Below are 22,901 nucleotides of genomic sequence, written 5' to 3'. Positions count from 1 at the left end.
ATAAATAATGGCAAAGATCGAGTTTTCAGAATTACAGAATCTTGATGGTTACGTGGCGGCAGCGCTGGTCGATGTGGAATCAGGCATGCTGATGGCCGGTGATGGCTCTGCCATTTATTTGGAGCTTTCAGCCGCAGGTGATGCCAATGTGCTGAAAACAAAGATGAAAGTTGTTGATTCGCTTGGGTTTGAAGACTTCGTAGAAGACATGCTCATTACGTTGTCCAAACAGTACCATCTGATTCGCCCGCTGGAGACCAATAGCTCAATCTTCCTTTACCTGATTATGGACAAAGCGAAGGCCAATCTTGCCATGGCCCGATATAGTCTGCGTTCTTTCGAGAAGAGCGTGGATTTTAGCTAAACAGCCTTCCGGAAGATGGCAACGTAAAAGGACTCCATCCAATGACGCGCCTGAGAATTGCCCACGCTGGCTGTGATGAAGGCATGGTGCGAAAGCTCAATCTCGTAGCAGACTTGTTGCGTGGAAAAGGCTTCAAGCCCGTGTTGAATCGGTGGGAAGGCACTGGTGTCGATTTGGTTATCGTTGATCGTCAGAATGGCTTTGGTCAGCGCGTTGCGGAAATTGCCAGTCGCCGAAGTATTCCGGTGGTGGTGGTCAGTGATCGTGAGGATTTGCCATCCACCAAGTTGAGAGGCGAGCGCTCTATTAACCGGGAACGCCCGATCGTCGACTACTTCCGGCTTGTAGAGGAGTTGTTCGGCGCCAAGTCAGGCACAACCGGTATCACGCTTGAAACTCTTGATCTGGCCCGGGGAAAGCGTCTGGCTGCCGGAAATGTGGCAATAGTGGTTGAGGCTGACACGGGACTGTGTCGGGCCGGCGCTCATCGAGACCTGGCCACTATAGCTTACTTCCTGAGTCATCGCCGCCCTGTCAAGGTAATGGCTCCCCCGCCGGCTTCGGAGGCCCGCAAGCTAGAGGTGTGCATCAGCATTGAGAGCTTTGTTTTCAACTCACTTGTTGCGCGTGACCGTGTTATTTGGCCCCACCCAGGAACGGTAACCTTGACGGGGTGGCCGGACATCCATAGCAAACGGTATGGCAGTGAAGTTGCAAATTTGTCAGCGATCCTAAAGGGTAGCCATATGGCGCTGGATGAGCTCGGGTCGGTATCTTCTGAAGCGGTGGTGGCGTCCTTTCTTCACGCTTGCCGCGTAGCGGGGCTGCTCGAACAGAACTCCAGTAACGTGCCCTCGGCATTTGTTCAAACAAAAAAAAGTCCCCGCGAAAATACCGGCGTTGTCGGTGCGCTGCGGCGCTGGTTGGGGATTTAGGGGAATCGGTGAATATTCACAACAAACTGATATTCGCCGGCCCGGTCGGCGCAGGGAAAACAACAGCCATCCGTGTGATCTCAACTTCAACCCCGGTTGAAACTGAGGCACCTTTATCCGGCGGGCTTATTGGAGAAAAGGTAACCACTACCGTGGCTATGGACTACAGCTATCTGGAACTGGATGGTGAGATTATCCATCTCTATGGTTTACCTGGCCAGAAGCGCTTGGAATTCATGCGCGAAATTCTTATGGATGGCGCACTGGGAGCAATCTTGCTGCTGGATGCAAGTTCCGAGCACATTTATGAGGATGTCGAACATTGGCTGCAGTCCCTGACCTCATTCAATCCGAACCTTTTACTCGTTATCGGCATTACCAAGACCGACCGTAGTGAGGGGTTTTCCCTGAATCGCTTGCGGCAAGTGGTGAAAGGATGCGTGGGCGCCATTCCAATGCTTTCGATAGATGCTCGAGAGAAAGTTGACGTCAAACAGCTATTGCGATTATTGCTGGTATCTCGAGCCCGGAACCGCTGATTCATTCTTTATAACAATGCCAGAGGGTCACAGTGACTCTAAACTGGATCGATCTGCCGCTGGCCACTAGCCCCACATTTCGCCCTTGGTTTGCCCCGTGGAGGTCATTGATATGTGCAGCCATCGCACCCCGTGAAGCTCCATGCCGATGCTTGACTGGCTAGAGGCCCGCCGCCTGTGCGACTTGGGGCTCTACCTCCATTTCCACGACGGTTCTAAAACAGTGGACAGCTTCCTGTCTTGAGCAGTAATTCTGCGCCGCAGACTGGGGTTATGAAGCCGCTCGACCCTCATGCATACGGGGGCAATCACGCCACTACTATCGTCATGAAGCTCTCGGATATGAGACAGCAGCGACTGATTTGCTTTTGTCCTGGTTGAATTTGCGAAGAAATGAAACCCTAAAATGGTTCCAGCATCTTTATATATTGGTGCTTATTTGTCTTTCAGGATCGCCTGGATAATCTGGAGAAATCGGCTATCAAACTTAATAATAAAGGTATTTTATGTTTAAAAGGGCATGTTTGTTCGTTGTTGGCTGGTTGGTGTGTAATCTGGCTTCTGCCCAGGTTCTTCCAAATGGGCGTTACATCATAACATCCCGCCTCAGTGGGTTGGCTGTGGATGTTTCCGAAAAAAGTAGGAGTGATGGGGCCAATGTGAATCAATGGAAATACCACGGGGGCGAAAACCAACAATTCGAAATCATAAATAAAGGGGGCGATTATTACCTGATCAGGGCTGTTCATAGCCGTAAGGCGATTAGCACCTACGGAGACAGCAAGGAAAGCGATGTAAACGTCCACCAGTGGACTTATAAGGGAAAGAACAACCAAATCTGGAAAATTTCGCCCTCAGGCTCGGGTTACTACACGATTACATCTAAGCACAGCGGCTTATATCTCGGCGTCAAAGACGGTAGCCGTAGCAATGGCGGAGACATACGCCAATACAACGCCAGTGGTGGCTATGATCAGCAATGGAAATTCGAGCGAGTTTTCAAACATCCCGGCGTATTGAATACTGAAGCCGATTTTGACCGCATGCGAGCCAAGGTCGCCCATAAACAGGAACCTTGGCTGTCGGGCTGGAAGGCCATGATTGGTGATTCCTACTCTAAAATACGGAGGGAAAAGCCACGCCCGCTGACAACGATGACCCGTGGTCGGAGTGGTAACTACGGACAACTCTTCGGCGACCTGTGGGTGACTAATGCATCGGCCATTCGTTGGAAAGTCAGCGGTGATACGGCTTATGCCGAACAGGCCGTTAAATTCCTGAATGCCTGGTCATCAAAACTGAAAAAAATAAACGGTCATGACAAGGCTCTGACCGGATTCTATGGGTATCAACTGGCCAATACCGCTGACATCATGCGGACTTACAAAGGCTGGTCCAAGGCGGATCAAAAGCGTTTTGCCGACATGCTGCTGGACGTGTTCTATCCGGTCAATACCGACTTCCTCAATCGACACAACGGTACTTGCATCTCCCATTATTGGGCCAACTGGGATCTGGCCAGCATTGCATCGATCATGGCCATCGGTATTTTCACAGACCGGGAAGACATATACCTGGAAGCGCTGGATTACCTTTACGATGGCAAGGGCAACGGCGCCTTGGACTATCTGTTGACCTATCGACACCCCGGTAACATGGGGCAGTATCAGGAAAGTGGGCGCGACCAGGGGCATACGACACTGGGCATGGCCACGTTCGGGGCGATCGCGAAAATGGCCTGGAATCAGGGAGACGATATATTCGCGTATAACAACTATCAGTTGTTGGCAATCTCTGAATATATCGCCAAGTACAACTTGATGGAAGAAGTTCCCTTCAAACCCTACAACAACTGTGACGATGTCAACCAGAAGGCTAATTCAGCCAATAATCACGGCCATGCAAGGCCTGGCTGGGCGTTGCTTTATAACCACTATGTGAACCGACTGGGTATTGCCGCGCCCTGGACGACAAAAATGGCGGAGAAGCTTCAGCCTGAATCCCTCGTTCGTAGCCTTGGAGGCGACCAGCCATCCTGGGGCACTCTCACCGAATCGCTTGATCCCTATCCGCTGGGCGGTGCCCCGCGAGGGTTGACTTCCACGATCCTGAATGGAGAGGTGGTGCTGTCCTGGTGGGGGGCGGCCGGTGCTGAAAGTTATCGGTTGAAACGCTCTGAATCGCCGGAGGGCCCTTACAGGCTGATCGCCTCCCGCGGGGCTGATGAGCTTTTGACCTACACCGATGTCAACGCTCAGGACGGAAAAAGGTATTACTATCAAGTTACTGCCATATCCCCGGTAGGGGAAAGTGAGCCGTCGAATCGCGTTGCTGTGAGAGCGGGCAATGAGCTGCTCCTGAACCTGACCTTCGACAACCAGGGAAGCGGCGCGGCAGAAGGCGTGATTGGAAAGGCCATGGTCATGGACGGCGTCGATGACTTCCTGGAAATGGATGGAAGCCTGTTCTCGAACTTGAACGACTTTACGATGGCGGGTTGGGTCAAACTGGATAAGGGTAAAAAGTGGCAGCGACTGCTCGATATAGGAAGTGATACCCAGCGCTTCATGACCCTGGTGCCGTACAGCGGCGACAGGCAGGCGTGTTTTGTCATCACCAAGCTTGGGGTTGGGGAAGGCGAGCACCATGTCCGCATGGCTGACGAAGTGTGTGGCGGAACGCCGGTCATTGGCGAATGGATGCACCTGGCCGTTACCCTGTCTGGTTCAACCGCCGTGTTGTACCTCAACGGCGAGGAAGTCGCGCGTAGGGAGTCGATGAGGCAGACGCCGGCCCAACTGGGTGTACTCGATCAAGCCTGGGTGGGGCGATCCCAATTTAAGGATGACCCCTGGCTAGACGGATTGGTGGATGATGTGCGCCTGTACAGTGGTGCGTTGACGGCCGCCGAGATTGACGATCTGGTCGCGATGGGCGGTCGTCGACTTCGACTGCAGGCCGAAGATGGTGATTGGCGTAACGCAAGGGTCGACACTAATTATGGCGGCTATTCCGGAAGCGGCTTTGTGAACCTCGTGGGAGAAGGCCATCTTGAGTGGACGGTGAATATCCCTGAGGCGGATACCTACGCCATGAGCGTTCGTTACGCCTTGGGCCACAAGGGCTCTCGCCCGTTGAAGCTGCTGGTTGATGGAACGCCGATCCAGACACTGCCCTTTGGCACGACCGGAAGCTGGAGCCATTGGGCCAGCCAAGAAGAAAACGTGAAATTATCAGCCGGCACCCACGCTATCCGTCTTCAGACCACCGGAAACAGCGGTGCAAACATCGATAGCCTGAGCCTGGTCTCGACAGGGAAGCAATGATCATGGAGAACTCTCAGCGAGCAGGGCGCCAAAGCCGTAAGCACTCAGGCGTCCAGAGGAAGAAGCGGCTCCAAGTTGACGGCGAGACAGGGGCGTAAAGGCCAGTTTATCAGGCATTGTTTTGGAAAGTGGCTGTTCGTGTTGATTTTGGTGTAAAGCCCTTAAACATTAACACTTTCAGTTGCTTTCTTTCCCGTCATGAGAAATCCGGGCTGGGTGGTAACCAACACGTTTATTCAAACAAAACCTCTCAAGGCACGATTTCATCGTTGATGGGAAGTCGAAAATAGAGACGTACCTATAAACGAGATAATGGAAACTCACTTGATGATTGAACGAAAATTTCATGGTATTCAGTATCCTGCGTGGCTAGCCAGGCTTTCATGTCGCCTCATTGTCGGGTTGGCGTTGTTGTTTCCGGGTTTTGCCTCGGCAGGCTTCGGCCTTGATGTTAGCCCGGATATTTATACCGTCGACACCGGGGCTGGCCTGACGTTTAAGGTACGGCGCACCAATTGGGGAACCCTGAAAGCTGGGGATATCGTCTCCATTAATTACCAGGGGGTGGAATACCACAATCGCACCCGCGGCTCGCAGGTAAACGCCGGGTTTGACTGGCTCTATTCCGGTGTTACTTCTGTCGATGTGGAGGCAACAACCCGTGGGGAAGACTTCATCAAAATCACCGTTCAAGCAGGCGACCTGACGCATTATTACATGGCACGCAGAGGGTACCCGCACATATACATGGCGACTTATTTCACGCGAGAGCCCGATATTCACAACCACGTTCGATACATCCTCCGGCTGAATTCCGACATGGTCCCCAATGGGCCGGAACCGTCCGATATACGCGGTAACTACCCCGCCATTGAAGCCAGCGATATTTTCGGACTACCCAATGGCGAGACTCGCTCAAAGCATTATTCCAATGAGCGGCTCAAAGATTGGTCCTTTATCGGGGCAAGGGGTGGCAATGTGGGAATGTGGATCGTCCGGGACCGGTACGAAGGCGGTTCGGGTGGCCCCTTCTACCGCAGCCTGTTGAACCAGGCTACCGATACACAACAGCAACTGACCTACATCGTCAATTATGGCGAGGCTCAGACTGAAAAGTTCCGCACCGGCATCCTGAATAGCTATACCTTTGTCGTGACCAATGGTTCCGCCCCGGATACCAACCTGGACACAAGTTGGTTCAGCAAGATGGATCTAAAAGGATTTGTTCCTCCCGCCGAACGCGGACTGGTAGCCGGCGTTGGCCTGAATGGCAAGGACAGTCGCTATGAATACACGGTCGGATTTGCCAGCCACAAAGGTCAATACGGATCTCAATACGGAGCTCAATATTGGGCGGATGCCAGTGATGGATTCTTCAAGGTTACCGATATGCTTCCGGGCACCTATGACGTAACGGTCTACAAAAACGAGCTGGAAGTCCTTCGCCTTGAAGGGGAAAATGCCGTAACGGTTAAAGCTGGCGGCAAAACCCTGCTTAACACCCTCGACATCAACAAGGACCCCAGCTTCGATGCTGCCATCTGGCGCATTGGCGAATGGGACGGCACGCCCCTGGAGATGCTCAACGGGGACGTCCTGACCACCATGCACCCTTCGGACAGCCGTATCCCGACCTGGGACCCTGGAAATTACATTGTCGGCCGGGACCAGGCCTCGAAGTTTCCTGCCTACCTGTGGAAGGACATCAACAACGACCATGTGATCTACTTCAAACTCAGCGAAGCTGAACTGGCCAAAGCCCACACACTGCGGATCGGTATAACCTGTGCTTTTGCCAAGGCGCGGCCCCTGGTGCGGCTCAATGGGAAGTGGCAGTCAAGCTTCTATGAGAAACCTTCGAAGCAACCCAACACGCGAACGTTGACGATTGGGACATACCGTGGCAACAACCATACCCACCAGTTCGATATACCTGCCGATGCCTGGCGCCAGGATCCCGGGGACTGGAACAAGATGACCATCAGCGTTATCAGTGGGTCAGGAGGCTCAGGGTATTTGTCCGCTGGGTTCAGTGTCGACAGTATTGATTTGCTCCGCTGATCAGAAAACCATCTATAAACCAGGAAGATGAGTCGCATGCTTCCCAAACGGGGCCTGGCTCATCTTCCAGGCAGTTTCCTGATTTGTACCCTCTTCTCCTGCAGCGTACCCAGATAACCGTTATGAACATAGTAACGTTGGGTGGCTGCCTGGGGTGTGGCAGATCACCGTCTTATAACGACAAAGTCCAGTGCAATTACTGGGCTTAACCAAGTAAAGCTAATTTGGTCCTATGAAAATGGGCGGTATTTCCGGCTTGTATTGGCTGGTTTCCGGTCAGTCCTGGCATTGCCGGACGGCTCAACAGAATCCGGCGGCATGCCAGTTACTTAATAGCGTCGCTTTTGCAGAGCCGACTACATACTTTTAGCGTTGAATTGGGAATTTCCCGACAGCCTAGTGCACTCTTTCTGACAGCCTATGGTCTAGTGTCCCGTCTGGTTAATTCGATGATCTACTGAGCGCCTGAACGCTTTGAGAGCAAGGCGCGGTAGCGAAGGTTTGGTGGTTCCAAATCGAGCTGCCGCAACACCGCTATCAAAGTGTTCAGGCGCTCCCGAAGGGCGCACCGCTGACGCCTCTGGACCTGCGTTGCCAACCCTTGATGTGGAACCACCACACCGGCGGGCTGGCGCCTTGACCAGAGACGTCAGCGGTACGCAGTAGGTCAGTGAATTAACCAGACGGGGCACTGGTCAAGCGCCGACTTCTTCGATGCTAGGCTGGTGCGGCTGGAAACAGGACAGATAACGAACAGACAACTCGGAAACTATCAAAAAAGAGGCTCAATAAAATGAGAATAACAGCCGCAAGGAAAACCAGTCTTGCCCATCGCGCACGATTACTTGCCACCGCGGCAGGCTTGCTCCTCTCGGGCCTGGCCCAGGCGAACAACTGTACCGAAATGCCGACCAACGATAATGTCTATAACATTGTCAACGAGTCTACCGGTCGATATATGGATGTTGCGAACGACTCCAGGGAAAACGGGGCCATTATTAATCTATGGCAAAAAAATGGCAGGACAAACCAGCAGTTCAAGGTTTCCAGCATTGGCAACGGTTACTGGGTCATCCACCCTACTAACGGCGACGCTAGGAAGTCCCTGGATGTGGCTGGGCGGTCAACCGATGATGGTGCGCGGATCCTGCAATGGGACTACTGGGGAGGCGACAACCAGCAGTGGAAATTCATCCAGGCCGACAACGGCAGCATCAAGATCCAGTCACGTCGGTCCGGAAAGCTGGTTACCGTGGCCCAGGACGTCAATGGAGCAAAAGTGTACCAGCGAGGTGCTCTGCCAGACGGCAAGGCCTCCCTCCAAAGCTGGTATTTCAATCCCGTTAACGGCAGTTGCGGCGGCGACAAGGGCGGCGAGAGTGGCCCCATAGGCTTTGCCGAGGGCACTACGGGAGGAGGTAACGCCTCTCCAGAACTGGCAGACACTTGCGACAAGTTGGCAACTGCCTTGAGCTCCAAGGGCCCGAAGGTTATTCAGGTGCCGGATAAAACCCTTGACTGTCACGCCCCGCCGCGAACGGTATATGCATGCCGATTTACCTGCGGTAACGCAAATGGGGAAACAAATCCTGATAAAGAGATTCTCTGGATTCCGGGCAGCAATACCTGTGCCTCGCTTTTTGCCGGCCACTCGAGAAACAACCCGAAAGCTCGGATGTTCAAGGACAAGCAAAAAACAACACTTGATAATCGAATAATCAGAGTCGGGTCAAATAAAACGCTGGTGGGTCTGGGGGCCAATTCCAAACTGGAAGGGGTCACCCTCGACCTGAGACATATAGAAAACGTTATTATCCGCAACCTGGCCATTGAGAATGTCAACCCCCACGTGATCGAGGGCTATGATGCCATTTCGATGATAGACACCAAAAACGTCTGGGTTGATCACGTCGAAACCAGCATGATCAGTGATGGCCATACGGACATATACAACAGCAAGAATGTAACCTTGAGCTGGAACCGTTTCGAAGGACTAAATCCTCATTACTGCGGAGGCAGGGACCCCTATGTCGGCTTCGCTCAAAATTCCGAGGTTACCTTTCACCACAATTACTGGCGCTATAGCAACGGACGCAACCCCAAAATAAGCGAAAATTCCCGCGCGCATATCTTCAACAACCTGTGGAAAGGAATCACGGGTCATGCCATTGCCGTGGTCCACGGTTCCCAGGTAAAGAGTGAAGGCAATTACTTTGCGGATACCCACAACCCTCATTGGCTGGTAACGAAGGACAGCACCACTCGTATAGACTCAGGCAAAGCCACCAACATCTATGTCGATGATTTCAATGGCAATCCGGTTCCTGAAAACAACCGCATTAGTGCCCGGGATGATACTGGGCCACTGAACTGGAGCGTGCCTTATATTTATAAACTGCAAAAGGCAAAAGACGCAGCGTTTGATATAGTGCTGGAAGGTACCGGCCCCCAGTAATTGAAAAACCTGTGAGTAGTGCCGGGCAACCAAGGAGAGGGTGCCCGGTACCTAAACGTTATCGTCCTCAATCAGATTAACCCCTGATCCCTCAAGGTCTTGCCTTCTTCGTCCCTTGGCAGGTCCTGCAGCGGCGTAGCTTTCGGTTAAGTATAATGCCCGGGTGCAGCGGCCTTCCGAATGGAGGGCGTGCGGGCCGAACCATCGCAGTGCCGGGTCGGGAAGTCTCGATGTCTCGCCCGCAAACACCTCAAAGGGTTCCGGGGTGACAGGATTCGCTCGGTTCTGTGTGGTGTCAGCCTGGACCGGAGAAGAGTCCTGGTAAACTCGCCGGGCCTCTTTGGACCTATGGGCATGGGCGGCATTTCCGGCTTGTATTGGCTGGTTCCCCGCGAGCCTGGCATCGTCGGACGGATCAACGGAATCCGACGATATGCCGGTTACCTGACAGCGACCCTCTTGCGGTGCGGACTGAATACCAGCTATCTGCAGATAGTTGGTGGCACTTGGCAACCCGAAAAATCATGTTCGGCCACAAAGTTTCAGATTGGCGGGTCAGTATTTTCTGACGACGCGTCATTCAAATCCTGTATAAAAAAAGAAATTCCCGACTATCCAGGTGATGGCTTCTCACACACCATGCCGCTTTATGGTTTTTGCCGATTCCGGCTGCCAAAACCAACGTCGAGCTAGGTGATCGAAAGGAGCCTGATGTGCCGACTATGTTTTCCCTGCACAGCCGACGAGCTGCGCGGGGCTTTACCCTTATAGAGCTTATGATCGTTGTGGTGATTGTCGCGATTCTCGCGAGCATCGCCATTCCGAGCTATCAGAATTACGTCAAGAGCAGTCATGCCAAAGCCGCCGCCGGTGATTTGGTGGCGCTGGGCCTGGTTATGGAAAACATCTACCAGCGCCAGCTTCGCTACCCCTACGACGACGCTACCGGGTTACCTGACGGTGTGAACCTCCCCACAACATCGACAAGCGACACCATTCGCTATGTGAACGGTGTGGACAGCAAATCGGACCTGCCAGCCAACTCCTTGTGGCAACCCGCCGAAGCGGACAATTTCACCTATACGTTGAGCGTACTGAAAACCGGCAAGGATAAGGGGCGAATCTACAAGCTCACCGTAACCGGCCGGGGAGGCACCGTCAACAAGGACTGCGTGCTCACCTTGAGCAATGCCAATGTGCGTACGTCCAATAACGGTTCCGGTTGTGGCGGTCTGACATCATGGTAAGGCGCCGTGAGCGGGGGTTGTCGCTGATCGAACTGATGGTCGTGATGACCATCCTCATGATCCTCGCGTTGCTTACGGTTCCCCTGGGAGGGGGCTGGGTAAGGAACACTCACCTGAATCATGCCCACGATGTGCTCATGGAAGGCTATGCCACGGCGCGCGTCCTGGCCCTGCGGAATACGGCCAACGTCAGCGGTAAGGCGGTCGCCGCCACCCTGAGAGTAAATGGCACCAGCCTATCGGTCGGCCATCCGGACCCGGATGACGGCACCAAGGTTGTCACCCTGTGGTCCGGCCAGGTGGAAGCGGATACCACGGTCACCCTGGGTGACGCGGCAAGTTGTGCGGTTCCCAACACCGTGGACCTGACCGCCAACGGCCTGCCGACGGATCTCGGATGTCTGAACTACACGCTAACCATTAAAGGAGGCCCCAGTGAAAGTGGCACCTTGCAATAAGCACTCCTGGATGGCGTACGCTCCCCAACGGCAACAGGGTATAGGCCTGATCGAGGCGTTGGTGACTTTGCTGCTCACCGCCATCATCGGGTTGGGTATGGCCTATCTCATGGGCCGATCGGCGGTGGCGCAGAAAGACATGAATGTCCTCGGCTTAACGGTCGGCCAAATGCGCAACCAGATCATGAGCGGGCGGTGCAATGGCGCCGGTACCGTCAATTCCAGGCTGCCGGTCGGCACGGATACCGGGATCACGGTGTCCGCCCAATGCAACAGCCAGGATACGGCGATCCAGATCACATCGGACGCCGAGGGATTCGCAGCTGACAATGTCAATGTTCCTATCCCCCAAATAGCCACAAACAACGACGACACCAGCCGGGATCTCTTCGGCGGACAGGTAGTGATGAAACCATGAGAGTGAGCGCGCGCACCGCCCAGCAACAAGGGTTCTCCCTGGTGGAACTGATGGTCACCCTGTTGATTTCTCTGGTGGCTATCATTTCCATCCTGTCCCTGTTTCAGGGCATTACCCGGAACAGTGTTGAAGTCAAGGTGGGAGCCAGCCTGGATGGGGATGTTCAACTCGGCCTATTGACAGCGCACAAACTGCTCCAGGGCGCCGGCTTTTCCGCCGCCGCCAATGCCTCCAGTCCCGGCTATGGCCCGGACCTGCGTCTGATCTTGAAGGCCGCCCTGGACAAGAAAGGCGGCGCTCTTGGCGGTAAACCTGTTGCCGGTGCCAGCCTGGGAGCAGCCGTGGAAGCGGGAACCGGCTGGGCCCTGCTGTGGCGCAGCGACGGCACCCTGGAAGGGTTGTACGCGCCGGCTACGGGCGGGTTGTTCACCCTGACCTCCACCGGCAGCGCAACGCCGCTGACCGGCAGCAACAATAACTGGCAAATCGGCACGACACTGATTGCCCCGCCACAGGTCGATTCAGCCAATCTGGCGAATAGTGGGCGGGTCGGGGTTACAGTGGCCCGCAGCGACTGCCAGCCGCCGGGCCTGGCCACCGCGCCCGTCAATACTGGCAGATTCACCGTCACCCTGGCTGCAAACGGATACGCCGCTGGAGCGGCCCAGGTATCCACCACCTGCCTGATCAACTTCTAACTCGAGCAATGTCATACCCGGAGAATTCTATGGCCAAGTGGAAAAGAACCGTCGTTATTCCAGGGCATGGCCTTCACCGCCAACGTGGCATTGCCGCCCTGCTGCTGGTGCTGCTGACTGGCCTGTCGGCCACGGTGGTTGCCATGGGGACCATGTCCTATGTGCGTGGCTCCCAAAAGAGCCAGATGACGGTGCACGCCCAGACCCAGTCCGAGATCTATGCCTGGGCCGGTGTTCAGGCGTTGACCACCTACCTGAACAACAACCTGAACAAGGATCCGGATACCAGCCTGGACGCGTTCCTGAACGGCCTCGGCAACCTGAAGTTCAGTAAGGTCGGCAGCAGCACGAATATCGCGGTGGCGAATTACCAGAGCGGTTGTTCCAGTACCAGCGGCAACAACACGGTTGCCTGCTTCGACGTCACGGGGAGTAGCGCCGACAGCAACACCCCCCTGCAGGTGGTTTACCGGATTACCCAGAACAATCCGCCTACCCCGCAAGTCATCAAAACCCCCCTGGTTTTTAATGGCGACCTGAACATCGGTGGTGGTGGCCTGAGCGTCGCCGGTAACAGCGACTACCGTAATATCGCCGTCAACGGCGACATCATCATGCAGTCCGCGGCCACCTCGGACATTTCCGGCTGCGCGACGGGGGATGTCATCATTAGTGGCGGCGGTATTACCGATCACGGCCACCTGTACTCTTCCGGCGGGGATATCACCGTCGAGGGCCAGGATGTGAACGATATTTCCATATGGGGGAAAAACATCAGCATTAATGGTGGTGGGGGCAGCTATCAGGCCATCAAGGCTAATGGGAATATTTCCATCAGTGGCGCCGGTATTGATACCGTGGATTTCATGCATGCGAACAACATCGACGTCAATCCCGGTGGCAGGTTCACCGAAGTCAAGGTCAACAACGATTTCTACCTGGGTAATGGCGGTCCGTCCCACCGGCAGTTCGGTACACTGACCGGGGGCGGCGATTTTGTTGTCAGCAGCATTCACCACTTACCCATATTTGACCAGCCCAGCACCATCGCCGGCCATGTGCGGGTCGGCGAGAGCCACGGCTCCGTTGTTAAAGACCCCATTGATAATCTAAGCGTTAAGCAGCCGCACGTCAGCCCTGGACTGGCGGGGTTTCCCGAATGCCATGTCGATGTCACTGCCTTCGACGTCAATAACCTGATCGACCAGGCGAACTACATTTTCTATTTCGACGAGACTTCGGGCGATCCCATGCTCAAGATCCAGAATGTCAACGTCAGCGACAGCAAGGGGGGCGGCACCCCTATCGACCAGACCATCAATCTCAGGGAAACGGATGTGCGGACCCTGGACGGCCATGCCTTCCTGCAATGCAATTGGTGGTCAGGCGGAAGTCGGTGTACGCAAGGGGCCAATGCGAAGGACGGCTGGACCTTTACCGGTCTCTTTGCTCTCCCGCAGGGTATCATCCTGTTCGGCGGAACGGGCGACCCCGACAAGAAAAACCTGGCGGCCACCCAGTTCACCTTGAACGGCATATCTGATTCCAGTTCCTCGGCCCTGTACGATATCCCGCTGTACAACACCCTGCTCAGCACCGGCGACCTGACCCTGACCACCGCCGGCCGGAGCCTCAGAGCCCTCACTGCACCCAATTTCGCGACCCCCTCGGCTGTCTGCGACCACGATTTCTACCCGCGGCAGCTGTGCGACAAAAGCGATAAGAATAACAGTAAGTTTGTAACGACCGAGGATAGCGACGGCAATGCCGTGCCCAAATTTCCCCTGGCCAACAACGCCGTCATGACCAACCAGGATTTCAGTACCAACACCTGGACAATCGCGGGGCACGTCATCGTCGGCGACGACATCGACATCGACACCGGCTCCGGCACGACCACCATTACAGGCGCTTTGACGGTGGGGCTCAATGCCGACCGGAACAGTGGCGATCAGGGCGATGCTCAGGTTTCGGCGGGCGGACTTATCGTTGACATCAGCAAGCTCGCTAAGGATCAACTGCGGACATTCACGGGCGTCGGCGGTGGCGGTGGAACACCGGAGCGGGTATTGGCCGACTACCGGGTACGCGCCCTTTGACCTGTCCTTTGGCAAGGACGCCAACTCCATCGGAAATAACCTTCATAAAACGGGTACCCATTCTCCCGGTGAGAGATTCATGCCCTCCAAAACCTGGAATATAGGGAACGACTTGCCCCGATCCTGACGATAGCAGAAATGAGCAGCCGCAGTATGGACAGTTTCTGTGCAATAATTATGGTCTTGGGAAAGGCTTTCAGGCACATCTGTATATGGATTCCCTAATCCTTTGAGCCGATGCAGTCCGATGTTTGAAGCGATTTTCGACCAATATCCCGTGCCATGCGCCATCCTGGCGCACGGGCATTATTTGAGCCACTGCAATGACGCATTCGCCCATCTGCTCGGTTATCGGCGCGACGAGCTGCGGGACTGTTCACGCCTTTTCGTGATGGAGGATGCGGCGGAGCCCGTTGCAATCCATGATCGCCATGACCGGGAAGTGGCCGGCCGCCGCTTTCGTTTTAGACACAAGGACGGGCGGACTGTCGAGCTGTCGTGCGTTACCGCCCCACTCGGTGATGGGGCGGAACCCACGGGCGCCATCCTGCAAGTGACGGGTTTTCCCGAGCGGGAGGCGGCCTTGGACCCGCCGGCTTCCAGGTCGAGTCCGGCCTTCGCCAGCCTGGCCATCGATCACATCCAGGAAGCTGCCTACCTGATTGATGCCGACGGCAGGATTCTGGGCGCCAACCGGGTAGCCTGCGACACCCTGGGGTATGGGTGGGAAGAACTCCTTAAGCTGTCCGTTACCGATATCGACCCGAATTTCGACAGCGGGGCCTGTGACCTGGGTGCCGCCGGGACCACCCATCGAAGTGCACCGGTTCTGGATACCTATCATCTCCGGCGCAATGGCGAGCGCTTTCCGGTCCATATCCGTTTGGTCCCGGTCCAGCACGAGGGGGCGAACTGCATGATGGCCCTTGTCCTCGACGTTTCGAAAAAGCAACAGTTGGAGGCATTGAGGTATGGCATTCTGGAGGGTCTGGCCAGGGGAGCTCCCCCGACGGAGAGCCTCCAACTGATCGTGAACTGTGTCGAGGAGATCTGCCCCGAGACCGTGGCCTCCATCATGCTGGTCAACGATGCCGGCACCCACCTGGAACCGGGCCCATCCAACCGGTTGCCGTCCCGATACCTGGATGCCATCCGTGCCGTTCCAATCGGCGAGGGCCAGGGCGCGTGCGGCACGGCAGCAGCCCTGAAGCGGGCGATCCAGGTCGAGGACACGGCCAGCCATCCCTATTTCCATGCCTGCCGGAGCGTGATCCTTGATGCCGGCCTGTTGTCCTGCTGGTCGACCCCCATCCTCAGCGGCGTCGGCGAAGTACTGGGCACCTTTTGCATTTACCTGAAGACCACCGGCCAGCCATCGGAGACCGGCGTCAAGCAGATTGCCCGGCGGGCCAGTCATTTCGCCGCTATTGCCCTGGAGCGACATCGGGCGGAACGGCAGGTTCGGGAAAGCCAACAACGCTATCGCGACATTTTTGACAATGCCCTTGACGCCATGGCATTGCTGGAACTCGCTGGGGATCAGCGCCTTCTTTTCCTGGAAGCCAACCCGGTCATGGAAAGGACCGTAGGCATCCCACGGGAGCAGATGGTGGGGAAAACGACGGAAGAGATCACCTCACTTACCCCGGAACTGGCCGCCAATATTAATGCTCACTATCACCAGTGCCTTACCCGTGGGGAGGTGGTTGAGGGTGAGGCCCGGTTTGACCTTCCCATCGGCAAGCGAATCTTACACTCCACGATGATTCCCGTACGCTGCCCGAACGGTAGCTATCATCGCATTGTACTGATCGCCCGGGACATCACGGAACGCTGGCAAGCGGAAAAACTACTGCATACCCGTGAACAGGAATTCCGGGCATTGGTAGAGCATTCGCCCGACGGCGTCATTCGATATGATTCGAGTGGAAACGCTTTCTATATCAATCCAGTGTTGCGCGAGTTAATAGGTGGAGGTGACGAAGCCACTTCCTCGGTCCTTGAGCAGCGAATCGTGCCCACTGACCGGTCCGCCTATCGGGAGGCCCGCCGGACCGTGCGGAATAGTGGCATAGAGGCCCATCTGGTCATTCGATTGGAGGTGTCGGGTAAACGGCATGTTCAATATCACGATGTTCGCCTCGTTCCCGAATTCACGACCGAAGGTAACGTCAAGTCGGTGCTGGCGGTAATGCGGGACATCACGCCCCTGAAAGAAACCGAGTTTCAACTACGCTCCCTGGTGGAAAATTCCCCCAACTACATCTGGCGAGTCGACGCCTCTGGTCGCCTGTAGTACATCAACCCCGCGCTTCGGGCCTGGATGGGGCCCGGGTTCAACGACGGCGTCGACATCAATACCCCGGCCTCGCCCTGGATCACAGACGCTGAGCACACGCAGCTACGGGCCGCACTCGAGAAGTCGGTGGACCTTGGATGTCTGGTGGAACTCGAAATTTATTTCTCGAATCCCCAGGAGTGGCACCGTATTATGTTCGTACCGGAGAAGAACGAGCAGGGCGATTTGACGAGCGTCCTGTCGCTAGGGCAGGACATTACCCGCCAAAAGCAGATCGACCATGAACTGCGTGAGTCACGAAGCCTGCTGCGGGAATTGGGCGCCCGACGGGAAGCCGAACTGGAAGCGGAGCGTAAACATATCGCCCATGAAATCCACGAGGAACTGGGACAGCTACTGACCACGTTGCGCCTGAACCTGAGCCTGACTTGCTCTCAACTGCCAGGGGAAGATAGCCCGCTACGGGAGAAGCTGAACGACATGACCCGCTTGGTGGACAGGACCATCCAAACAGTTCGCAATATTGCAACTTCCCTGAGACCGGCCGTGCTCAATGCCGGCATCGCATCCGCCCTGGAATGGCTCACCCAGGAGTTCACCCGTCATAGCGGTATCCGTTGCAAGTTGACCCTGCAGGAAGGCATTCAATTGGATGAAGAACGGGCCACCGTGGTGTTCCGGCTGGTCCAGGAATCCCTGTCCAATGTCGGGCGGCATTCCGGAGCGGATCAGGTCTGGATTCGTTTGTGCCACCATGTAACCGGTTACTATCATCTTACCATTCGGGACAATGGCAGCGGCTTCGACCCGGAAGCCATTAACAACCACCAGTCATTTGGATTGATCGGCATGCAATAGAGGGTGCTGTCACTCAACGGCCAGATGAAGATGGACAGTGCGCCCGGCCGTGGTACGACACTTGAAATTACCATACCGGTCCACCAGCAAAGGACAGCTTGATGATCGAAGGGTTGATCGCAGACGACCATACCCTGGTACGTGAATGTTTGAAGCGACTGCTCGAAGGTACCGATGACATCCGGGTGAAGGCCGAGGCATCGAACGGCGGGGAGGTTCTCGAGGTACTGAGACGGGAAACCTTCGATGTGGCTATGCTCGACATTTCCATGCCCGGTTTGAGCGGGGAAGGCTTGGTGGCCCGAATACGCGATCGATATCCTGACCTGCCCATCCTGATCCTGACCATGTTCAACGAGACGCAAATCGCAAAGCGCAAATTGAAAGCCGGGGCAAGCGGTTACCTGACCAAGGATTGCGAGCCCCACATATTATTGGCCTCCATCCGAAAACTGGCAGCCGGGGGCGTGCCATCAGCCCGGAGATTGCCGAACGCATCGCCTTCGATCTTGAGACCACGGGAGACAGCGCTTCGCTGAATAACCTGACACATCGGGAACGCCAAATTCTTCATCTGCTGGCAAAGGGCCAGACCCTGAATGAGATCGCCGATCAGTTGGCGATCAGCAACAAGACCGTCAGCACCCATAAAGCCCGTCTAATGAGAAAATCCGGCATCAACAATAACGCTGAGCTGATTGCCTATGCCATGAGGCACCGCGTGATCGAATATGAGCCCCAGACTTGACAACCGGATGATGAAGACGAGGATTAGTCCGCTCCAATCGGCAGCGGAACAAGATCAACGGCCTGATGTGGGAGGACAACAGCTTCGTGCTCTATGACAAGGCGCAAAGGCTGACACCAACTGCTCTTCATTGGTCGAAACCGCCAAAACCAGTCAGTCGGAGCTATCGGTCTACATCCACCAAGTGCTGGAGCGGACGCGGTGGAGAAACTGTCAACGCTTCAGGTACTGATTGAAATCAATATCACTCGCCGACAGGATCGCCTGCACCCGGTTATGCACCCCCAGCTTGCGCAGGATGGCGGACACGTGGGCCTTCACCGTGGTTTCGGCGATGTTGAGGTTGTAGGCAATCTGCTTGTTCGACTCGCCCTTGGACATCCGCTCCAGCACCAGCAGCTGGCGGCGGGTCAGGGAGTTGAGCAGCTCCGGTGAGATGTTGTTCTCGTCGTGGCGATGGCGCCGGGTGCTTTCCTTGCCGGTGCGGATGATGTCCGAAGGCAGGTATACATTGCCGGCGAGGATCTGTTCGATGGCCTGGGTCATCTGTGCTCGGGGCGAGGATTTGGTGATGAAACCCACCGCGCCGTACGTGATCGCCTGCAGCACCACCTGCTTGTCCTCCTCGGCGGAGACGATCACCACCGGAATCGTCGGTGCCTCGTTGCGCAGGGCAATCAGCCCGTTGAGGCCGTTCATCCCCGGCATGTTGAGGTCCAGCAGGATCAGGTCGAAATCGTCCTGCTCCCGGGTGAGTTCCAGGGCGGTATCCAGGTCGTCTGTCTCCACCACTTCGCTGCCGCCAAACCCGGCTTCGATCACGCTGGTGATGGCTTCGCGAAACAACGGATGGTCGTCGGCGATCAGAATCTTGTAGGCAGGTTCCATGCAGTCGGGTGCTCGGTTCTCGTCAGTCTCGGGTTTGTCAGGCATAGCATAGCCCAAGTTATCGTCCAGGGTATCGTCGAAGGCAAGTGGAGAAGTCATAGCCCTGTCCTCAAGAATGCGTGGGGTTGACCGGATCGGCGACCCGGGTTGGCAGTCCGGCGCCCATCCAGCTGTCGATACCATCCTTGTACCAGTAGACGTGACGGTAGCCCGCTTCGGTGATGCGCTTGACCGCATTCCAGGACAGCCAGCAGTCGGATTTGCAGAACACGACGACGGGCTGGTCCGGACGATCGCCAGTCAGTCGCGCCAGGTTGTCCAGCAGGTAACGTTCCCAGGCGGGGTCAATCCGGCCCATGCCGGTGTTCGGCAGCCAGTGGGCCTGGGGAATGGTGTGATGGGGTTCGTCCTGCAGGAAGCGCTCGTGCCGGTATTCGGCGTTGATGACGTCGATCAGGACCAGATCCGGCTGCTCGGCCAGCATGGCCTGCAATCGGGACGTATCGATGGTGGTTGCGCCGGGTGCCTTGGCGGGCGTGGGGCTGCGGTATCGATCCTGGCGAAAGCCGTCGCCCGAAAACAGCGCCGGGTTGTCGGCGAGAGCCTCGCTGGCGGTATCTGGTATGGATTCAGCCCGGGCCGGAGCGGCCAGGCAGACCAGCAACGCCAGGTTCAGCAGTATTCTGAACATGGCCAGACCTCTTGTTTATTCATGACGCGCTGATGCCCGATCGCCGGGCCAGCTGTCCTCTATTGTTTGGTCCCATTACACGCCATAAGGCGGGTCGCTTGAATAAGACCATCGCACCAAAAAACGGGCACTAAAGTACTATTCTGGCGCCGTGGCGGGGTTCGTATCGTGGAAGCATGAACCCGAGACCTCATTCCAGACCCCTGCTGCAACTGGCCCTGCTGATGACCGGCTGGCTGCTTTCAACCGCTGCGGCGGCACAGCCCACGTTGCGGGTCAGCGTGCTGCAGTTCGGTACGGCGCACTGGGAGCTGGCGGCCATGCGGGAGGCGGGGCTGGACCGGGCCAACGGCTTTGAGTTGCAGGTCCAGCCCGTCGCCAACCTGGCCGGCTCGCACCTGGCCGTCTCCAGCGGCTCCGCCGACTCGGCGGTGGCGGACCTGGTCTGGGTGCAGGCCCAGCACGAACGCGGGTTGGACTATCGCTACCTCCCGTTCTCCTCATCCATCGGCGACATCGTGGTACCGGCGAATTCCTCAGTGCAGTCGGTCGCCGACCTGGCCGGGTTGCGCCTGGGTGTCGCCGGCGGGCCCGACAGCAAGGGCTGGATGCTGCTCAATGCCGTCGCTGAGCGGCAGGGGCTGGACCTGGCCGGCTCCGCGCGAATCCAGTACGCGGCGCCGCCCCTGTTGAGCGAAGCCCTGCGCCGGGGTCAACTGGACGCCGTGGTGACCTACTGGCATTTTGCGGCGCGCCTGCGGGCCGATGGCCGGTTCCGCAGTGCCTTCGCCATGCGCGACCTGCTGACCGCCCTGGACCTGGATGCCGACCTGCCGGTACTGGGCTACGTCTTCCGTGACGACTGGGCGCAGGCCCATCCCGACCGCCTGGCGGGGTTCGCGAAGGCCCTGGAGCAGACCCAGCGCCACCTGGCGGCTGGACCGGACGTCTGGCAGCCCCTGCGCCCCATGATGCGGGTGGATGATGACGCCACCTTCGCCCTGTTACGGGACGGCTTCCTGAATGGGACGCCCGCGCCCTTGACCGGCGCCCGGGTGAATGACCTGCGGCGGTTGCTGACGCTGCTGGGGACGGGGGAGGCGGCGCTGATGCCGGCCCGCCTGTTCTACGCACCGCCCTCCTGAGCGAGTTGACCATGTCCCGCAGTATCGCCACCCCGGCTTCCTCCCCACCGGTCCGGTCCTGGGCCCGCTGGATCGCGCTGCCGGTGCTGCTGGCGGTCTGGGCGCTGCTGGCCCACGGTCTGGCGACGCCCCTGCTGCCCACTCCGGTGGATGTGGGGCAGGCAGCCTGGCGGGAAGCCGCCTCCGGCGAACTGGTTCATCACCTGGGCGTGACCCTGCGGCGGGTGGCGATCAGCTTCGTGCTGGCCATGGCACTGGGCACTGCCCTGGGGGTATTCATGGGGCGGCATAGCACCGCCAACGCGATGCTCGACCCGTTATTGGTGTTCTTCCTCAACCTGCCGGCGCTGGTCACTATTATCCTGCTGTACGTCTGGTTCGGGCTGGTGGAGACCGCCGCCGTCCTGGCGGTGGTGATCAACAAGGTACCCAACGTCACGGTGACCCTTCGCGAAGGCGCCCGCAGCCTGGATGGCCGACTGGAGCAGATGGCCAATGTGTATGGCTTTACCTTCAGCCAGCGGGCGCGGCACATCTGGCTGCCGCAACTGTTCCCCTACCTGATGGCCGCGACCCGTGGTGGCCTGGCGCTGATCTGGAAGATCGTGCTGGTGGTGGAGCTGCTGGGCCGCTCCGATGGCATTGGCTTCAAGCTGCATATGGCGTTTCAGGTGTTCGATGTGGCGACGATACTGGCCTACAGCCTGGTTTTCATTGCGGTGGTCCAGCTGGTTGAGATCGTCCTGTTACAGCCCCTGGAGCGTCGTGCCTCGGCCTGGCGCCATACTGGAGGTGCGCATGCTTGAACTGCGGATCGAGCGTCTGGCCTATGACCGGACGGTGGTGGAAGGCATTGGCGCATCGGTGGCGCCAGGCGATCACATCTGCCTGCTGGGGCCCTCGGGGATTGGCAAGACCACGCTGCTCAATGCCATCGCCGGTCTGGTACCGTGGCTTCCGGCAGGTGCTGTTATCGGTCGGGACCGGATCCGGCTGGCCTACCTGTTCCAGGAGCATCGCCTGCTGCCGTGGCGGACGGTGAGGCAGAATATCCGGCTGGTGGGCGCTTCGGACGAGACTGTCGACCGTTTGCTGGCGGATGTGGGGCTGGCGGATCATGCCGAGTCGCTGCCGGATCAGCTGTCCCTGGGCATGGCCCGACGGGCGGCGCTGGCCCGGTGCCTGGCGATCGAGCCGGACCTGTTGCTGATGGACGAGCCGTTTGCCTCGCTGGATGCGGACCGTGCGGGGGAACTGCGGGAACTGATCCGCGCGCTGCTGGCGAGCCGGCCGGACAGGGCGATGATCTGCGTGACGCACGATCCGGCGGATGCGGCGGCCTTGGCCAATCGATTGTGGTATCTGGATGGGGCGCCGGCGACGTTGCGGTGGGATGAGCGGATCAATGGAGTGGATGAGGTAGGAATACTGTTGGATCGCCTGAGAGGGGTGGTGTTGGCCTGAAGGCGGGCGCCTGTTGGCGCCTCGGAAGCTAAAGAGGGTGTTGCAAAAGCCCCAGTATTCCAAAAGTTGCGTCGTACACTCCCTCTCCCCTCGAGGGAGAGGGCCGGGGAGAGGGGGCGTCATTCCATGTCGGCTATGACTCTCAGCGAGGCTTGCGCCTCGTCCCCCTCTCTCCCTCCCGGGGAGAGAGGCTTTAAACACGTTACGC

20 protein-coding genes are annotated in these 22,901 nt (G+C 57.1%); 18 read left to right on the top strand and 2 right to left on the bottom strand.

Going from position 1 to position 22,901, the window contains the following annotated elements:
- Window positions 1-7 precede the first annotated feature (7 nt).
- The 15 genes from EZI54_RS03530 (at window position 8) to EZI54_RS25030 (ending at window position 18,505) form a co-directional block, all read left to right on the top strand.
- The gene (locus tag EZI54_RS03530; RefSeq protein ID WP_131479095.1) at window positions 8-364 is read left to right on the top strand and encodes a roadblock/LC7 domain-containing protein; all 357 of its coding nucleotides are present in this window, start codon (window positions 8-10) and stop codon (window positions 362-364) included.
- A gap of 41 nt (window positions 365-405) precedes the next feature.
- Complete coding sequence (locus EZI54_RS03525; RefSeq protein ID WP_131479093.1) at window positions 406-1,299, top strand: hypothetical protein; 894 nt, start codon at window positions 406-408, stop codon at window positions 1,297-1,299.
- Between the two features lie 8 nt (window positions 1,300-1,307).
- Entirely contained in the window at window positions 1,308-1,838 is a 531-nt protein-coding gene (locus EZI54_RS03520) for a GTP-binding protein (RefSeq protein WP_131479091.1), read from the top strand.
- Window positions 1,839-2,344: 506 nt separating this feature from the next.
- Entirely contained in the window at window positions 2,345-5,164 is a 2,820-nt protein-coding gene (locus tag EZI54_RS03515; protein WP_131479089.1) for an RICIN domain-containing protein, read from the top strand.
- 327 nt (window positions 5,165-5,491) lie between these two features.
- The gene (locus EZI54_RS03510) at window positions 5,492-7,225 is read left to right on the top strand and encodes a rhamnogalacturonan lyase B N-terminal domain-containing protein (RefSeq protein WP_131479087.1); all 1,734 of its coding nucleotides are present in this window, start codon (window positions 5,492-5,494) and stop codon (window positions 7,223-7,225) included.
- 793 nt (window positions 7,226-8,018) lie between these two features.
- On the top strand, window positions 8,019-9,680 hold the full coding sequence (locus EZI54_RS03505) for an RICIN domain-containing protein (protein ID WP_131479085.1): 1,662 nt from the start codon (window positions 8,019-8,021) through the stop codon (window positions 9,678-9,680).
- A gap of 722 nt (window positions 9,681-10,402) precedes the next feature.
- Window positions 10,403-10,927 (top strand): type IV pilin protein, encoded by a 525-nt coding sequence (locus EZI54_RS03500; protein WP_131479083.1) that lies wholly within the window; start codon window positions 10,403-10,405, stop codon window positions 10,925-10,927.
- The gene (locus tag EZI54_RS03495; protein ID WP_131479081.1) at window positions 10,921-11,385 is read left to right on the top strand and encodes a pilus assembly FimT family protein; all 465 of its coding nucleotides are present in this window, start codon (window positions 10,921-10,923) and stop codon (window positions 11,383-11,385) included. Before EZI54_RS03500 ends, EZI54_RS03495 begins: the two co-directional genes overlap by 7 nt.
- Window positions 11,363-11,803: a type IV pilus modification PilV family protein gene (locus EZI54_RS03490; protein ID WP_131479079.1), complete on the top strand. Its 441-nt coding sequence runs from the start codon at window positions 11,363-11,365 to the stop codon at window positions 11,801-11,803. Before EZI54_RS03495 ends, EZI54_RS03490 begins: the two co-directional genes overlap by 23 nt.
- Window positions 11,800-12,501: a PilW family protein gene (locus tag EZI54_RS03485; protein WP_131479077.1), complete on the top strand. Its 702-nt coding sequence runs from the start codon at window positions 11,800-11,802 to the stop codon at window positions 12,499-12,501. The genes EZI54_RS03490 and EZI54_RS03485 overlap by 4 nt, the downstream gene beginning before the upstream one ends.
- Window positions 12,502-12,530: 29 nt before the next feature.
- Window positions 12,531-14,600 (top strand): hypothetical protein, encoded by a 2,070-nt coding sequence (locus EZI54_RS03480; RefSeq protein WP_131479075.1) that lies wholly within the window; start codon window positions 12,531-12,533, stop codon window positions 14,598-14,600.
- A 247-nt stretch (window positions 14,601-14,847) separates the two neighbouring features.
- Window positions 14,848-16,896, top strand: coding sequence for a PAS domain S-box protein (locus tag EZI54_RS03475; protein ID WP_131479073.1), 2,049 nt, complete (start codon window positions 14,848-14,850; stop codon window positions 16,894-16,896).
- Window positions 16,897-17,043: 147 nt separating this feature from the next.
- Window positions 17,044-17,757 (top strand): sensor histidine kinase, encoded by a 714-nt coding sequence (locus tag EZI54_RS03470; RefSeq protein WP_165495666.1) that lies wholly within the window; start codon window positions 17,044-17,046, stop codon window positions 17,755-17,757.
- A gap of 101 nt (window positions 17,758-17,858) precedes the next feature.
- Window positions 17,859-18,296 (top strand): response regulator, encoded by a 438-nt coding sequence (locus tag EZI54_RS03465; protein WP_207389136.1) that lies wholly within the window; start codon window positions 17,859-17,861, stop codon window positions 18,294-18,296.
- Window positions 18,188-18,505, top strand: coding sequence for a response regulator transcription factor (locus tag EZI54_RS25030; protein WP_242674335.1), 318 nt, complete (start codon window positions 18,188-18,190; stop codon window positions 18,503-18,505). The genes EZI54_RS03465 and EZI54_RS25030 overlap by 109 nt, the downstream gene beginning before the upstream one ends.
- 213 nt (window positions 18,506-18,718) lie before the next feature.
- Here the strand turns inward: EZI54_RS25030 and EZI54_RS03460 are convergent, their stop codons facing one another.
- Together EZI54_RS03460 and EZI54_RS03455 are read right to left on the bottom strand one after the other, a co-directional pair.
- Window positions 18,719-19,393: a response regulator gene (locus EZI54_RS03460; RefSeq protein WP_131479381.1), complete on the bottom strand. Its 675-nt coding sequence runs from the start codon at window positions 19,391-19,393 to the stop codon at window positions 18,719-18,721.
- A gap of 109 nt (window positions 19,394-19,502) precedes the next feature.
- Entirely contained in the window at window positions 19,503-20,084 is a 582-nt protein-coding gene (locus tag EZI54_RS03455; RefSeq protein WP_131479069.1) for a PQQ-dependent catabolism-associated CXXCW motif protein, read from the bottom strand.
- A gap of 176 nt (window positions 20,085-20,260) precedes the next feature.
- On the opposite strand from EZI54_RS03455, the gene EZI54_RS03450 reads away from it, so the two are divergent.
- From EZI54_RS03450 to EZI54_RS03440, 3 genes are read left to right on the top strand one after another with little or no spacing between them, the layout of a single operon-like run.
- Window positions 20,261-21,229: an ABC transporter substrate-binding protein gene (locus tag EZI54_RS03450; protein WP_131479067.1), complete on the top strand. Its 969-nt coding sequence runs from the start codon at window positions 20,261-20,263 to the stop codon at window positions 21,227-21,229.
- A gap of 11 nt (window positions 21,230-21,240) precedes the next feature.
- Window positions 21,241-22,035: an ABC transporter permease gene (locus EZI54_RS03445; RefSeq protein WP_131479065.1), complete on the top strand. Its 795-nt coding sequence runs from the start codon at window positions 21,241-21,243 to the stop codon at window positions 22,033-22,035.
- Window positions 22,028-22,693 carry an ABC transporter ATP-binding protein gene (locus EZI54_RS03440; protein ID WP_131479064.1) on the top strand — a complete coding sequence of 222 codons (666 nt, stop codon included), beginning with the start codon at window positions 22,028-22,030 and terminating at the stop codon, window positions 22,691-22,693. Before EZI54_RS03445 ends, EZI54_RS03440 begins: the two co-directional genes overlap by 8 nt.
- The last annotated feature ends 208 nt before the right edge of the window (window positions 22,694-22,901 follow it).

The sequence above is a fragment of the Marinobacter halodurans genome, from assembly GCF_004327985.1.
In the GTDB taxonomy this organism is placed as follows: Bacteria; Pseudomonadota; Gammaproteobacteria; order Pseudomonadales; family Oleiphilaceae; genus Marinobacter_A; species Marinobacter_A halodurans.
This window is presented reverse-complemented; position numbering and strand designations above follow the sequence as displayed.

Coding starts and splice junctions, on each gene's coding strand:
- EZI54_RS03530 (WP_131479095.1), top strand. CDS start 8: ATGGCAAAGATCGAGTTTTCAGAATTACAGAATCTTGATGGTTACGTG.
- EZI54_RS03495 (WP_131479081.1), top strand. CDS start 10,921: ATGGTAAGGCGCCGTGAGCGGGGGTTGTCGCTGATCGAACTGATGGTC.
- EZI54_RS03465 (WP_207389136.1), top strand. CDS start 17,859: ATGATCGAAGGGTTGATCGCAGACGACCATACCCTGGTACGTGAATGT.
- EZI54_RS03515 (WP_131479089.1), top strand. CDS start 2,345: ATGTTTAAAAGGGCATGTTTGTTCGTTGTTGGCTGGTTGGTGTGTAAT.
- EZI54_RS03455 (WP_131479069.1), bottom strand. CDS start 20,084: ATGTTCAGAATACTGCTGAACCTGGCGTTGCTGGTCTGCCTGGCCGCT.
- EZI54_RS03440 (WP_131479064.1), top strand. CDS start 22,028: ATGCTTGAACTGCGGATCGAGCGTCTGGCCTATGACCGGACGGTGGTG.
- EZI54_RS03505 (WP_131479085.1), top strand. CDS start 8,019: ATGAGAATAACAGCCGCAAGGAAAACCAGTCTTGCCCATCGCGCACGA.
- EZI54_RS03445 (WP_131479065.1), top strand. CDS start 21,241: ATGTCCCGCAGTATCGCCACCCCGGCTTCCTCCCCACCGGTCCGGTCC.
- EZI54_RS03460 (WP_131479381.1), bottom strand. CDS start 19,393: ATGGAACCTGCCTACAAGATTCTGATCGCCGACGACCATCCGTTGTTT.
- EZI54_RS03500 (WP_131479083.1), top strand. CDS start 10,403: ATGTTTTCCCTGCACAGCCGACGAGCTGCGCGGGGCTTTACCCTTATA.
- EZI54_RS03510 (WP_131479087.1), top strand. CDS start 5,492: ATGATTGAACGAAAATTTCATGGTATTCAGTATCCTGCGTGGCTAGCC.
- EZI54_RS03485 (WP_131479077.1), top strand. CDS start 11,800: ATGAGAGTGAGCGCGCGCACCGCCCAGCAACAAGGGTTCTCCCTGGTG.
- EZI54_RS03480 (WP_131479075.1), top strand. CDS start 12,531: ATGGCCAAGTGGAAAAGAACCGTCGTTATTCCAGGGCATGGCCTTCAC.
- EZI54_RS03475 (WP_131479073.1), top strand. CDS start 14,848: ATGTTTGAAGCGATTTTCGACCAATATCCCGTGCCATGCGCCATCCTG.
- EZI54_RS03450 (WP_131479067.1), top strand. CDS start 20,261: ATGAACCCGAGACCTCATTCCAGACCCCTGCTGCAACTGGCCCTGCTG.
- EZI54_RS03525 (WP_131479093.1), top strand. CDS start 406: ATGACGCGCCTGAGAATTGCCCACGCTGGCTGTGATGAAGGCATGGTG.